Raw genomic sequence first — 13,492 nt, 5'->3', positions numbered from 1 at the left:
AGAATTGAGTTAACACTAACCAAGAGGTCTCAGGCTTTGGGAAGTGCGTTGGGAGGAATATCTGTGTCAGATATCTATTTAGCCCTGGTTCATTCTCCGGTGTATAATAAGAATATGGAAACCGTCGCCACTTCCATAACCAACCTGGATCTTCATGATATTGCCAGATGCTGTACGACTTATGGTGTCAAACGATATTATGTTGTTCATCCCGCAGAAGCTCAGCGTCATTTGGCTAAACGGATTATGGGTTTTTGGCAGGAAGGATATGGAGCAGAATATAATCCGGATCGTCAGGAAGCCTTTTCCAGAGTGACAATCGCTAATAATTTGCAGGCAGTTTACGCTGATATTGAAGGCGAGCATGGAGCTGCTCCAGTTAAAGTGGCAACGGATGCCCGCAAGTATAAGAATACGGTTACGTATGCTCAGCTTCGTGAAGAAATCGATACTTCGGAAACCCCTATACTTCTTTTATTCGGAACCGGTTGGGGACTTCTCAAGGAAGATGTTGAAGCCATGGACCGCATCTTAGAGCCCATCTATGGACCAACGGAGTATAATCATTTATCCGTGCGCTCCGCCGTGTCGATTATTCTGGACCGCCTGCGGGGTCATTAATCTTGCACTAATCAGAAGTATAACTTTTCGTTGCATACTTTCTGAAGCATAAGTGCAACTATGGCGGCCGCCTGCGCCTGAAAGGCTTGGTGCCAGCCAAGTTTTACTAAGAATTTGTTGCATAACTAATGTGGTTGTGCTAATATATATAGGGTCTGATAATAGATGGTCCGCTCGCTGAAATCAGTGTATGAACATCTAGCCAAGGAAGGGGGGATTTTTAATGGATTATATTCGCATGATTGAAGAAGAACAAATGAAAAAGGATCTTCCTAACTTCCGGCCGGGTGATACAGTACGTGTACATGTGCGCATCGTTGAGGGAACTCGTGAACGTATCCAGGTTTTTGAAGGACTTGTCATTGCCAAGAAAGGCGGCGGCATCCGCGAAACCTTTACTGTTCGACGTGTCTTCGCTGGAGTCGGGGTAGAACGTACATTCCCTTTACATTCACCACGCTTGGAGAAAATTGAGGTGGCTCGCCGAGGTGTTGTACGTCGAGCTAAATTATTCTATTTACGCGGACTTTCAGGTAAGGCGGCTCGTATCCGCGAGCGTCGTATCGACTAGAAAAAAAGAGCTGGAGCAATCTGGCTCTTTTTTTTTACAAAATAGGTATTAAAGCAACTTTATGATTTTAATAAATTAATGATGTATGCTCCGAAAATTCTTGTTCATACTAAAAGAGTAGTTCAAGAGGGGAGCGTTAGAATGGAAAATAAGAGATCAAAGAGAAAATGGCTGATAGGAATTGTTGGGATAGTTATCTTGGCGGGGGCAGTTTTGAGATGGGTAGTATTACAGCCCTATTTGATTCCCTCATCATCCATGGAACCAGGTTTGGCTCCGGGAGATCACATTCTTGTCAATCGGCTTTCCTACCGCCTTTGGTCCCCTAATCGGGGGGATGTGGTGGTCTTTGCCTTTCCCAAAGATATCAAACGAACCTTCGTAAAACGAGTCATTGCTGTTGAGGGAGAAAAGGTAGAGCTTAAAGACAATAAAGTCTTTGTTAATGAAAGTCCGATTCAGGAACCCTATGTTAAAAAGGGGGATTATCCTCCTTACGGACCGGAGGTGGTTCCTGCGGGTAAGGTCTTTGTGTTGGGAGATAACCGCCGGGAAAGTGAAGACTCAAGAGAATGGGGACTTCTGCCCAAAGATTATCTCTTAGGAAAAGCTTGGTTGGTATATTATCCCTTTCAGCGTTTTAGGTTTATCTCCAAAACCAGCTGATCAGCCGGAGTTAGTTTCAGAAGAATAAAGAGAGGTATTCATGAGTATTCAATGGTTTCCAGGACATATGGCAAAAACGAGACGTCTTTTAGAGGAGCAGCTGAAATGGGTAGATGTTGTTTTAGAACTTGCCGACGCTCGGATACCGGCCAGCAGCCGAAATCCCATGCTACATAAACTCCTCGGCAATAAAACCAGGTTATTATTGCTGAACAAAGCGGATTTGGCTGCCCCTAATGAGACGTCAAAATGGCTCACTCACTTAAAAGAATCCAGTCCGGTTTTTGCTGTCAGTGCCACCAAAGGTATGGGCATTAAACAAATTGTGCCGGAACTTGAACAAATGGTTAGGGCAAAACAAGCGAAACAGGCTGCCAAAGGCATCCGTCCCCAGCTGATAAAAGCTATGATTGTGGGCATACCTAATATCGGGAAGTCATCCTTAATTAATCAATTGACTGGGGGAGCTCAAGTTAAAGTGGCTAATAAGCCTGGTGTGACCCGGGGAAATCAGTGGGTGAGAATTCATGAACGGGTGGAACTGTTAGATACACCGGGAATGTTATGGCCGAAATTTGATGATCTGGATGTGGGGCGCAAACTTGCGGCCTTAGGAGCCGTTAAAGATGATGTGTTTGATTTGGAAGAGCTGGCGGCTTGGGTCCTTGAGTGGCTGAATCTGAACTCGCCAAATTCCTTATCTCGCTATAAGGCAGAGGATTCAGAAGTTACCCTGGAGAGCCTGGGACGCAAAAGGGGCTGCTTGATTCACGGAGGCCGGGTGGATACCTTGAAAGCTGCCCGTATTTTTCTTAAGGAGCTGCGGACGGGACAACTTGGGCCGGTTACCATGGATTTTATAAGTAAACAGTAATTTCCAAACATTCAGATTGTTTTGTGTATATTTAAGACTGATACCTAAATAAAGGGAATTGTCTTTGTATGTCGAACTTCAACTTTAAGGGAAAGAAGAGGAGAAAAGTGTGGAACCGTTATCCCAAATGAATATACGAGAAGTTCAAGAAGCACTCTATAAAGATCCTTCCCCCCGTATGATATGTGCCTGCCAGAACGACCCCAGGCAGGGGGTGCGCAAACTGGCTGAACAGCTGATTAAGCACCAACAGGCACTAGCTGTTGAAGAAGCCCGTATTCAGCAGTTGCTCCTTGAGGAAAAAAAATTATGGCAACAAGGTTATCTCTTGCTGGCAGGGGTAGACGAAGCCGGCCGGGGGCCTCTGGCCGGACCGGTGGTGGCTGGGGCCTGCATACTGCCTGCGAAATTTAATTTGCCGGGACTTAATGATTCGAAGCTGCTGACGGAAAGCAAGCGTGAAAAACTTTTTGTCCAAATTCAAAAACAAGCCATTGACTATGCTATTGGCAGTGCCGAACCGGCTGAGATTGACGCTTTAAATATTTTACAGGCTACGAAATTGGCTATGAAGCGTTCCATCGAAGGATTGACCATTCGGCCCCATTATTTATTGATTGATGCCCTTAACCTCCCGGATGTCCAACTTCCGCAGCTTCCGCTCATAGGGGGAGACCGCTTGAGTGCCTCAATCGCGGCGGCCTCAATTTTAGCCAAGGTGACCCGGGATCGATTAATGGTTCAGCTTCATTCTCTTTATCCAGACTATGCGTTTTCCAAAAACAAAGGGTATGGTACCAATGAACATATCCAGGTTTTAAAGCGCAAAGGACCCTGCCCGCTTCACCGTAAGAGTTTTGCCCCGGTGAAGCAAGAGCCATCTATTAGCTAAAAAGGGAGAAAGTAATGAAAACACTATTAAATTGACCGGACCGGAGGGTTGTGGCAAAATAGCCTTAGCTAATAGAGGCATGCTATCGAAAATTCTAATGAAGGGAGGTAACCGAACGAAATGCTGGATAATAATTTTGCTGCAGTCGGCGTGTTTCTGGTAGGGGCAATGGCGGTATCAATTATTATGATGATTGTGCCCAAATTGCTGGCACCTAATAAACCGCATAGAGAAAAATTGACAACTTATGAATGTGGTAACGAGACCATCGGAAGAACATGGCTCGGATTTAAGAGCAATTATTTTATGTATGCTTTAGTTTTTGCTGCATTTGATGTAGAAACAATCTTCTTATATCCTTGGGCCTTAACATTCCAAAAACTAGGAACATTTGCCTTCGTGGAAATGTTCATCTTCATCATCATTCTCTTAGTTGGTTTCTGGTATGCTTGGAAGGAAGGTGCTCTAGAGTGGATGTAGCCTCAGAAAAACGTCTTCGCGAAGAAGAAGCGTTGATGGAAAAAAATGTTTTGGTGACAACAATTGATAAAGCCTTAAACTGGGCGAGAGGACATTCCTTTTGGCCGGTAACTTTAGGCTTGGCTTGCTGTGCAATTGAGATGATGGCTACCGGCGGACCTCGCTATGATATTTCCCGCTTTGGGTATGAGGTTTTCCGTGCTTCACCTCGACAAGCTGATGTCATGATCGTGGCGGGTACTTGTACTCGCAAAATGGCTCCTTTATTAAGAAGAATTTACGACCAAATGCCTGAGCCAAAATGGGTAATTGCCATGGGAAGCTGTGCAAATGCAGGTGGGCCTTTTGTCGATTCCTACTCCATGCTTGCGGGTGTCGATAAATTCTTGCCTGTCGATGTTTATATTCCCGGGTGCCCTCCTAGGCCAGAATCCTTAATTTATGGGCTTTTGCAACTTCAATTTAAAGTTTCAAATCCCGCTAAGGTGAGGTTAATGAGACATGGAAAATAATATTTTAAGCCGGCATGTAGATGAACTGGCAGCACGAGTTAACGGCAGCGTTGAAGAGATTCTAGGGGTTCTCGTCTTGAAAGTTCAAGCTCCTTATATCAGTGAAGTATTATCGGGAGCTAAAAGCTTTCCCGATGTACCATGTGATTTTCTACACGATTTATGCGGTCTGGACTGCGGAGATCATTTTGAAGTTGTCTATCAGCTGTCAAGTCTTCATGGCCCCCAGCTCTTGAGAATTAAAGCCAGTGTGGACCGTGATAATCCTGTTATCGATTCCGCGACCCGTATCTGGGAAGGGGCCAATTATCTGGAACGAGAAGCTTACGATATGTTTGGTATTAAATTCAAAGGGCATCCTAATCTCAAACGCATTTATATGTGGGATGATTTTGAAGGATACCCATTGCGCAAAGACTACGTTACGGAACCCATTGAAGTTCGTAATGTCATGCGTGTACGAAAAGAAGGGGAATAGGGGGTAATAGCATGTCCATAGGAAAAACCGAAGAACTCGTATTAAATATGGGCCCCCAGCACCCCAGTATGCATGGTCTGTTTCGCATGGTGGTCCATTTAGAGGGAGAAACTGTTACTCATATTGATCCTAAGCTGGGTTATTTGCACCGGGGTATGGAGAAACTGGCCGAAAGCCGCACCTATACTCAGTTCATACCTTACACTGACCGCTTGGATTATTTGGCCTCCCCGCATAATAATTTGGCTTATGTGCAAACTGTTGAAAAGCTGATGGGCGTAGAGATTCCCGAGCGAGGGGAATACTTGCGGGTTATTTTCGCGGAACTGGCCCGAATCGCCAGTCATCAGGTTATGATTGCCAGTACGGCACTGGATTTGGCAGGCTGGACAGCCTGGTCCTATGCTTTCCGCGACCGGGAACGTATTTGTGATATGTATGAAATGACGGCGGGAAGCCGTTTGACAGTCAACATCATGCGCATCGGCGGAATTTCGGCAGAGCCTCCGGAAGAATTTTGGCCTGCCCTGCAATCCTTCCTGGATGACTCCCCGGAGATGATCGAAGAATACTACGGCATCTTTTTTGGCAATGAAATTGCCCTGGGACGGTTGAAGAATGTTGGGATTCTAACCAAGGAAATGGCGGAAAACCTGTCGGTAACCGGTCCGGTTCTGAGAGCATCGGGAGTGGACTATGATGTTCGCAAAGCGGAGCCCTACGGCATTTATGACCGCTTTGACTTCAAGGTTCCGGTGCGGACAGGCTGCGATAGTTATGATCGGACTATCCTGCGTTTAGATGAGATTGTAGAAAGCATTAAGATCATAAAACAGGCAGTGCGGGATATACCCGGCGGTCCCATCATGGCCAAGGTACCTAAGGTTATAAAACCCCCTGCTGGGGAAGTCTATCATCGTGTAGAAAACCCTAAAGGGGAACTGGGCTTTTACATTGTCAGCAACGGCACCACCAAACCGGAACGGCTTCGTATCAGACCGGGTACATTCATCAATCTGCAGATGCTCCCGATAGTAGCGAAGGGATGGAAAATCCAAGACGTTGTCGCTATTTTCGCCACCTTAGATGCTGTTTTAGGTGAAGTTGATAAGTAGTAATTTGTGATGAGGGGAGAATAAGATGGAGACTCTTAATAATCTGTTTTTGATTATTGCGAAATTCATCCGAAGTTTTTTCGCGGATCCCCAGTCAATTTGGGCTAATCTAACCATGAATGTTATTAATTTTATCATCGTGGTTTTGATTGTTGTTCTGGCTGCTTTGATTTTAATCTTGCTTGAACGCAAGGTAGCAGGCTGGACTTCACAAAGGCCAGGGCCCAATCGTCTCGGTCCGCGCGGATGGTTCCAGACAATTGCTGATGCTTTAAAACTCATGGGAAAAGAGGATGTTACTCCGGCAGGTGCGGATAAGGTGATTTTTAAAATTGCCCCCATGATTATTTTCTGCCTGCCGATGATGACGCTGGCGGTCATTCCTTACGGAAATGGATTGGCTCCTGTTAATATTGATTTAGGTATTTTCTACTTTATTGCTATCTCCTCTATTTCGACTTTATGTTTCTTAATGGCCGGCTGGGGTTCCAACAATAAATATTCCTTGCTGGGCGGGATGAGGGCTGTAGCGCAAATGATCAGTTATGAAATCCCCTTGCTCTTTTCCTTGCTGGGCGTGGTTATGATTACCCAGTCCTTTAACTTGGGGACCATAGTTGAAGCACAAGGTACTATTCCTTTTATTGCCATTCAGCCACTGGCCTTCGCAATATTCTTAATCGCAGGCTTAGCGGAATTAAACCGTGCCCCCTTTGACTTGGTGGAAGCGGACCAGGAGGTTGTCGCCGGTCCCTTTACAGAGTACACTGGACTGCGCTGGGGATTGTTCTTCCTAGGTGAGTATGGAAATATGACGGCTTTATCCGCACTGGCAGCGACAGTATTCTTAGGCGGCTGGCAGGGCCCCGGATTTTTGCCGGGCTATGTCTGGTTCTTTATGAAAGTGGGAGTGATGATCTTCATCATGATGTGGGTTCGTTGGACCTTCCCCAGAATTCGTATTGACCACTTAATGCATTTAGCCTGGAAAGTCCTGTTGCCGCTGTCACTGGCAAATATTTTGTTAACGGGTCTGGGGATCTACATTTATCGATTCGTGATGGGAGGGTGACACAGTGTTTGGTAAAGGTCTACTACAAGGTTTAGGCATCACCTTCAAACGCATGGTCGGTCCGAATATCACTGAGTTTTACCCTGAGGAAAGACCCAATCTTCCCACCAGGGTGCGAAGTTCCATGGGGCTGGACAAGGATAAGTGCATTTCCTGCAATATGTGCGCTATGGCCTGCCCTAACTCAGTTATCAAATTGACCAGCGAAAAAAATGAAGCCAATAAAAAAGTTCTTACGAGCTATCATATGGATGTGGGCCGTTGTCTGTTCTGTGGCTTGTGTACAGAAGCATGTCCCACTAAGGCCTTAAAAGTGACTCAAGAATACGAAAACGCGATTTATGAACCGGAAGATATGCACTGGGATATGATTAAACGCGCTGAGCGAAAAGGAAAGGTGGAGTGAGTGTGAGCACTGTAATTTTCTTTATTTTTGCCATCCTGTCCATTGCCGCTGCTTGGATGGTTGTCACATCCAAGAACATTGTGCACAGCGCCCTTTACCTGGCTCTTTCTTTTTCCGGAATAGCTGTGCTTTATATCCTTTTGAATGCCGACTTCCTGGCAGCAGTTCAGTTGTTGGTTTATACTGCGGCAATCTCCCTGATGGTGGTCTTCGCAGTGATGCTCACCCTGCGCGGCGATGTCTGCGCCAGTAATACGGAAACCCGCAGTTGGTTTGGGGGAGCGATTATTTCCATCGCGGTTTTCGCGGTCATCGGCTTAGTTATATTGACTAATCCTGACTGGCGAATTTTGGCCACTCCCTGGACGGGGGGCGGATCGGCAGAAGACCTTTCCTTGCTTTTGCTTAGCCGTTTCATGATCCCCTTTGAAGCAGCCGCTGTTTTGCTCACTGTAGCCTTAGTTGGCGCCGTGATCTTGGCGAAGGGAGTGAACGAAAGCAAATGATTGGAAATTTTAGTGTTGGGCTTTCGACGTATCTCTTGGTAGGGGCGATGCTCTTTTCCATCGGATTATATGGGGTATTTGCCAAGAGAAATATTATTGCCACCCTCATGTCTATTGAATTAATGCTGAATGCCGTCAACATTAATTTTGTGGCGTTCAACCGTTTTATCTGGAATCAAAAGATAGACATTCACTATGTGCTTACCGGACATGTGGCTGCTCTTTTCGTCATTGTTGTCGCAGCCGCCGAAGTTGCAGTTGGACTTGCATTGATTATTACAATTCACCGTAATCGTCAATCAACCAACGTTGACGATTTGAATTGGTTGAAGTGGTAAGAGAGACTATGGAGAAGGTAGGTGTTCAAGGAAATGCATGATCTCTTTCATTGGGCGTGGTTAGTTCCTTTTTTGCCCTTCTTGTCGTTTCTACTCATCGCCTTTGTCACGAAACGATCCAAAGGACTGTCTTCCACAGTGTCGATTCTCGCAATTCTCGCCTCATTGGGCTTGGCTATTGCTATTGGCCTGGGTGTCATTCAGGCGGGCGGAGAAATTGTGGAGCATCCTGCGATTGTAAATGTGAATTGGCTTGATATTGTAGGCTTAAAGATTGATTTTGGGACCATCGTCGATCCTCTTAGTGCCATGATGCTCTTTGTTGTTACGTTAGTAGCCTCCATGGTACAAATTTACTCTTTAGGATATATGCACGGAGATGAGGGTTTTTCGCGGTATTATGCTTATCAGTCCTTGTTTGCATCATCTATGCTGGGCATGGTTATAGCGACGAACCTCCTGCAGCTCTTTATTTTCTGGGAGTTAGTAGGACTCTGCTCCTATTTGTTGATTGGTTTCTGGTTCTTCAAAGTATCCGCACGGGAGGCTGCCAAGAAAGCCTTTATTACCACTCGTGTGGGAGACTTCGGCTTGCTCTTGGGCATGCTCTTTATCTATGCCAAGTTTGGCACCCTGGATTTTGCGGCCCTTTCGGCAGCAATGAGCATGAACATTCAGGATGTGGCTGTGATTGGCACAGCAGGCTATGTTACTATTACGGCTTTCCTCGTTTTTATGGGACCCATCGGAAAATCCGGACAGTTTCCTCTCCATGTTTGGCTCCCGGATGCCATGGAAGGTCCGACGCCTGTCAGTGCTTTGATCCATGCGGCAACCATGGTTGTGGCCGGGGTTTATTTAGTGGCCCGGATGTATTTCTTCTTTGATCATGCTTCCCCCATGGCTTTACAGTTCATTGCCGGCTTAGGGGCATTTACGGCGATTTTTGCCGCCTCTATTGCCATTGCTCAGGATGACATCAAACGAATCCTGGCCTACTCAACTTTAAGCCAGTTGGGCTATATGATTTTTGCCTTAGGCGTAGGCTCCCTGACCTCGTCCATGTTCCACCTGATGACCCATGCCTTCTTCAAGGCTCTGATGTTCTTAGGTGCAGGCTCTGTAATTTACGCCATGCATCATAAGCAGGACATCTGGGAAATGGGCGGACTTTGGAAGAAGATGCCTATTACAGGGACGACTTTCGCAATTGGTGTCTTGGCCATCTCGGGAGTTCCTCCTTTTGCCGGCTTCTGGTCCAAGGATGAAATTTTGGCCAGTGCCCTGCATAACGGTCACCCGATTATTTATGGCGTTGGCTTATTTACAGCCTTCCTGACAGCCTTTTATATGTGTAGGCTGTTCTTTGTAGTGTTTATGGGACCGGAAAGGTCGGAGAATCATGCTAAGGAATCTCCCTGGAGCATGACCATTCCCTTGATGATTCTTGGTTTTCTCAGTGTTTTTGGCGGCTTTGTGGCTCTGCCGGAGCATAATTTCGGCTTCTTTATCCACTATGGAGAATTTGAGCATGAAGGGATAGCCTGGGGCTTAGCCGGTATTTCCGTCGTAGCCGGACTTTTAGGTATCGCCTTAGCTTACGCGATCTATGTGGTGAAAGCCATCTCCGCTGAGGACATGGTGGCACGCTTCCCTGGCGTCTACAAATTACTGAAGAATAAATACTACATTGATGAGATCTATCTCTGGCTTATTCACTACATTATGGATGGCCTGGGCAAAGTTCTCTACTGGTTTGATATCTACATCGTGGACGGCATTGTCAATGGCCTGGCTTTAATTACCCGGGGCAGCGGCAAAGTTTTGCGCCGTACCAATACCGGACAGCTGCAAACCTATGCTATGGTGTTCTTCTTCGCAGTCGTAATTATCTTCATGGTCTTTGTCTTTGGGGAAGGTCAACTATCGGCGCTTAACCCCTTAGCGACGCTAGGAGGTGTGAAATAATGTCTGCACTACCAGCACTACCAACAGTGAGTTCAATATCCATGATCCTGCCCTTCACGCTGCTGGCACCCCTCGTGGCTATGCTAACCATTGTTTTCCTGCCCAAGGAAGAGACAAAAACTATAAAAATCGTAGCCGCTCTGGGTATGTTCGTATCCTTAGTGCTTTCTCTTTATGCCTTTGCAGCCTATGATTGGGCGCAGGGGGGAATGCAGTACACGCTGACCATTCCCTGGGTTCCGGATTTGGGCGTGACCTTAGCTTTGGGTGTGGATGGCATAAGTTTACCCATGCTGCTGCTCACAAACCTGATTGGTTTTTCGTCTATCTATGCTTCCTGGAATATTGACAAGCGTGTCAAAGAGTTCTTTATCCTGCTCCTTATTCTGATTGCCGGTGTCATGGGCACCTTCATTGCCCGGGATCTGTTTATCTTCTTCCTTTTCTATGAAATTGTGGTTATCCCAATCTACATCATGGTTATCATCTGGGGGAGCACCAAACGGGTTACTAAGGAATACGCCGCTATGAAACTGACCATTTTCCTGCTGATTGGATCGGCTTTCCTCTTGGTTGGCATGGTCGCTCTCTACTTGGCAGCAGGTTCAAACGGCAATCCTACCTTTATGTTTGATCAGCTGGCAGCCCGGCAGGACCTCTACAGTCCGGCTTTCCAAAAAGTTGCCTTTGCTTTAATGATTGTAGGTTTTGGTTCCTTGATTTCCATGTTTCCTTTCCACTCCTGGTCTCCTGATGGTTATGCCGGAGCACCTACGGCAGTGAGTATGATTCACGCCGGGGTCTTGAAGAAGATCGGGGGCTACGGTTTAATTCGCTTAGGTATTTTTGTCCTGCCCATTGGTGCTAAGTTCTGGGCGCCTTATATAGCTACTCTGGCTGTGGTCAGTGTCCTGTATGCCGCCTTTATTGCTTTGGCTCAAAAAGACCTGAAATATGTGGTGGGATATTCATCCGTCAGCCATATGGGATATGTTATCATCGCTGTGGCCGCCTTGAGTCCTACTGCGGCAACAGGAGCTGTGGCAATGATGTTTGCCCATGGTGTGATGGCAGCTCTCTTCTTCTCCATGATCGGGTTCATCTATGAGAAAACACATACCCGCAATATTGCCGATTTGGGCGGACTGGCGCATCAGATGCCCCGTTTGGCCATTGGTTTCATGATTGCAGGGATGGCTTCCCTGGGATTGCCCGGCACGGTTAATTTTATTGCTGAATTTACCATCTTCATGGGCTCTATTAAGGCTTTGCCTGTGCAAACAGTGTTAGGGATTGCTGGGATTATCTTCACGGCAGTCTACATCTTGAGAACCATTGCCAATGTCCTCTTTGGACCCCGCCGCTCCGAATGGGATTATCTAAAAGACATTCGCGGGCCGGAACTGGTGCCTTTAGTTGTATTTGGCTTCGTGATCTTTGTTGGCGGGATATTCCCCAACTTAGTCTTGGGTATGATTAATACCGGAGTTACCTCCTCAGGCCTTGCCAAGGTCCTTGAGATGGTGAGTCAGGCGAAGATGGGAGGGTTGTTCTAATGTTCAATATTACAACAGTGCTCACGCCTGAAATATCCCTGGTCCTTCTTTCCTTAATTCTGTTGGCCATTGGACTGTTGATTCCAGCTGGAGCCCGTAAAGGTATGATGCCGCTGACTGTTTTCTCCTTAGCGGGTATTCTCAGTTATACCTTATATGACTTTTTCTTTGGCGAGAGAATTTCTTTCTTAGACGGCTTGTATCTGCACGATCAGTTTGCTATCTATTTCAAGATACTTTTCCTTGCAGCTGCACTGCTGGTTGTACTCTCCTCCGGGGGATATGTGCAGAAATTACCGAAACATCGCGGGGAATTCTACTCCTTGCTCCTGATGGCTACCTTAGGCATGATGATCATGGCTGGAGCCGGCGAGTTGATTACGATGTATGTGGGCTTAGAGCTCATGACGATTTCCTTCTATATTTTGGTAGCGTATTTAGCTGATGACCCTCGTTCTTCCGAGGCCGGCATCAAATACCTGGTGCTGGGGGCTACTTCCTCTGCTATATTGCTCTACGGAATCAGCCTAATCTATGGTTTGACGGGATCTACTGAGCTGGCAGTCATTGCCAGCAGGCTAGGCGGCAATCTGACGCCGGCTTCCTTCTTGGCGACGGTGTTCATTTTGGCTGGATTGGGCTTTAAGATTTCCCTGGTTCCCTTTCACCTCTGGTCGCCGGATATTTACGAAGGTGCGCCTACACCAGTTACGGCATTTTTGGCTATTGCCTCAAAGGCCGCTGCCTTTTCAGTGCTGATTCGTGTTTATCTCATCACCATGAATTCCCAATCCTTCTCAGCAACTGGTCAATCACTGTTGTTAGTCTTGGCAGCTATGACCATGATTATGGGTAACTTGATCGCTATACCGCAGACGAATCTGAAACGTCTCTTAGCTTTTTCAAGCATTGCTCAAGCGGGATATTTAATGGTGGGCATTATTGCCGAATCCGTTGCGGGGATCAAAGGCGTTATCTTCTACGCCATGATATATGTCTTCGCTAATATGGGAGCTTTTGCTGTAGCAACGCTCATCTCCGAAAAACAAGGCAGTAGTGAGATCAGAGATTTGGCAGGGTTATGGCGGCGTTCACCTTTAGCAACCGTAGTTATGACAGCTTCCTTGTTATCCCTGGCCGGAATTCCGCCTTTGGCAGGTTTCGTTGGAAAGTTTTATCTTTTCTCTGCCGTTATGGATTCAGGGTATGTGGCTATTGCCTATATCGGTTTTGTGATGAGTATGATCTCCGTGTACTACTATCTTTCCGTTGTCAAAGTCATGTTCCTGGCTGAAGGGGAAGGATTACCGGATGTTCCGGTCCATGGAGCCATGAAATTCACCCTGGTATTCACTATGGTCATCACCATTGTCATTGGTCTTTACCCAACCCCACTGGCTCAAATGGCGATTTCTGCCGCCCAGAGTTTGTTTTAAT

Annotated in this window: 16 protein-coding genes; all 16 read left to right on the top strand. The window is 46.5% G+C overall.

The window, feature by feature from the left end; genetic code table 11:
* Window positions 1-63: 63 nt before the first annotated feature.
* Window positions 64-621, top strand: coding sequence for an RNA methyltransferase (locus DESOR_RS22495; protein ID WP_014186897.1), 558 nt, complete (start codon window positions 64-66; stop codon window positions 619-621).
* A 223-nt stretch (window positions 622-844) separates the two neighbouring features.
* Complete coding sequence (gene rplS / locus DESOR_RS22490) at window positions 845-1,192, top strand: 50S ribosomal protein L19 (RefSeq protein ID WP_014186896.1); 348 nt, start codon at window positions 845-847, stop codon at window positions 1,190-1,192.
* Between the two features lie 141 nt (window positions 1,193-1,333).
* Entirely contained in the window at window positions 1,334-1,858 is a 525-nt protein-coding gene (gene lepB, locus DESOR_RS22485) for a signal peptidase I (protein WP_014186895.1), read from the top strand.
* Window positions 1,859-1,898: 40 nt separating this feature from the next.
* The gene (ylqF, locus tag DESOR_RS22480) at window positions 1,899-2,732 is read left to right on the top strand and encodes a ribosome biogenesis GTPase YlqF (RefSeq protein WP_014186894.1); all 834 of its coding nucleotides are present in this window, start codon (window positions 1,899-1,901) and stop codon (window positions 2,730-2,732) included.
* 109 nt (window positions 2,733-2,841) lie between these two features.
* A complete protein-coding gene (locus DESOR_RS22475; protein WP_014186893.1) occupies window positions 2,842-3,624 on the top strand; it encodes a ribonuclease HII in 783 nt (260 codons plus the stop codon).
* A gap of 123 nt (window positions 3,625-3,747) precedes the next feature.
* Complete coding sequence (locus DESOR_RS22470; RefSeq protein ID WP_174275451.1) at window positions 3,748-4,104, top strand: NADH-quinone oxidoreductase subunit A; 357 nt, start codon at window positions 3,748-3,750, stop codon at window positions 4,102-4,104.
* Window positions 4,095-4,616 (top strand): NADH-quinone oxidoreductase subunit B, encoded by a 522-nt coding sequence (locus DESOR_RS22465; protein ID WP_014186891.1) that lies wholly within the window; start codon window positions 4,095-4,097, stop codon window positions 4,614-4,616. Before DESOR_RS22470 ends, DESOR_RS22465 begins: the two co-directional genes overlap by 10 nt.
* Window positions 4,606-5,094 (top strand): NADH-quinone oxidoreductase subunit C, encoded by a 489-nt coding sequence (locus tag DESOR_RS22460; protein ID WP_014186890.1) that lies wholly within the window; start codon window positions 4,606-4,608, stop codon window positions 5,092-5,094. Before DESOR_RS22465 ends, DESOR_RS22460 begins: the two co-directional genes overlap by 11 nt.
* An 11-nt stretch (window positions 5,095-5,105) precedes the next feature.
* Complete coding sequence (locus DESOR_RS22455) at window positions 5,106-6,209, top strand: NADH-quinone oxidoreductase subunit D (RefSeq protein WP_014186889.1); 1,104 nt, start codon at window positions 5,106-5,108, stop codon at window positions 6,207-6,209.
* Window positions 6,210-6,234: 25 nt separating this feature from the next.
* A complete protein-coding gene (gene nuoH / locus DESOR_RS22450; RefSeq protein WP_014186888.1) occupies window positions 6,235-7,281 on the top strand; it encodes an NADH-quinone oxidoreductase subunit NuoH in 1,047 nt (348 codons plus the stop codon).
* 4 nt (window positions 7,282-7,285) lie between these two features.
* The gene (locus tag DESOR_RS22445) at window positions 7,286-7,687 is read left to right on the top strand and encodes a NuoI/complex I 23 kDa subunit family protein (protein WP_014186887.1); all 402 of its coding nucleotides are present in this window, start codon (window positions 7,286-7,288) and stop codon (window positions 7,685-7,687) included.
* A gap of 2 nt (window positions 7,688-7,689) precedes the next feature.
* Window positions 7,690-8,193, top strand: coding sequence for an NADH-quinone oxidoreductase subunit J family protein (locus DESOR_RS22440; protein ID WP_014186886.1), 504 nt, complete (start codon window positions 7,690-7,692; stop codon window positions 8,191-8,193).
* Entirely contained in the window at window positions 8,190-8,531 is a 342-nt protein-coding gene (gene nuoK / locus DESOR_RS22435) for an NADH-quinone oxidoreductase subunit NuoK (RefSeq protein WP_014186885.1), read from the top strand. The genes DESOR_RS22440 and nuoK overlap by 4 nt, the downstream gene beginning before the upstream one ends.
* A gap of 21 nt (window positions 8,532-8,552) precedes the next feature.
* Window positions 8,553-10,499, top strand: a complete 1,947-nt coding sequence (gene nuoL / locus DESOR_RS22430; protein ID WP_014186884.1) for an NADH-quinone oxidoreductase subunit L — start codon at window positions 8,553-8,555, stop codon at window positions 10,497-10,499.
* Window positions 10,499-12,055, top strand: coding sequence for a complex I subunit 4 family protein (locus DESOR_RS22425; RefSeq protein WP_014186883.1), 1,557 nt, complete (start codon window positions 10,499-10,501; stop codon window positions 12,053-12,055). The genes nuoL and DESOR_RS22425 overlap by 1 nt, the downstream gene beginning before the upstream one ends.
* Entirely contained in the window at window positions 12,055-13,491 is a 1,437-nt protein-coding gene (locus DESOR_RS22420; RefSeq protein ID WP_014186882.1) for an NADH-quinone oxidoreductase subunit N, read from the top strand. The genes DESOR_RS22425 and DESOR_RS22420 overlap by 1 nt, the downstream gene beginning before the upstream one ends.
* Window position 13,492 lies beyond the last annotated feature (1 nt).

Source organism: Desulfosporosinus orientis DSM 765 (assembly GCF_000235605.1).
GTDB classification, from domain to species: domain Bacteria; phylum Bacillota; class Desulfitobacteriia; order Desulfitobacteriales; family Desulfitobacteriaceae; genus Desulfosporosinus; species Desulfosporosinus orientis.
This window is presented reverse-complemented; position numbering and strand designations above follow the sequence as displayed.

Bases quoted from the DNA above. Each gene is read 5' to 3' on its own strand.
- rplS (WP_014186896.1), top strand. From the start codon at position 845: ATGGATTATATTCGCATGATTGAAGAAGAACAAATGAAAAAGGATCTT.
- lepB (WP_014186895.1), top strand. From the start codon at position 1,334: ATGGAAAATAAGAGATCAAAGAGAAAATGGCTGATAGGAATTGTTGGG.
- ylqF (WP_014186894.1), top strand. From the start codon at position 1,899: ATGAGTATTCAATGGTTTCCAGGACATATGGCAAAAACGAGACGTCTT.
- DESOR_RS22460 (WP_014186890.1), top strand. From the start codon at position 4,606: ATGGAAAATAATATTTTAAGCCGGCATGTAGATGAACTGGCAGCACGA.
- DESOR_RS22455 (WP_014186889.1), top strand. From the start codon at position 5,106: ATGTCCATAGGAAAAACCGAAGAACTCGTATTAAATATGGGCCCCCAG.
- nuoH (WP_014186888.1), top strand. From the start codon at position 6,235: ATGGAGACTCTTAATAATCTGTTTTTGATTATTGCGAAATTCATCCGA.
- nuoK (WP_014186885.1), top strand. From the start codon at position 8,190: ATGATTGGAAATTTTAGTGTTGGGCTTTCGACGTATCTCTTGGTAGGG.
- DESOR_RS22425 (WP_014186883.1), top strand. From the start codon at position 10,499: ATGTCTGCACTACCAGCACTACCAACAGTGAGTTCAATATCCATGATC.
- DESOR_RS22420 (WP_014186882.1), top strand. From the start codon at position 12,055: ATGTTCAATATTACAACAGTGCTCACGCCTGAAATATCCCTGGTCCTT.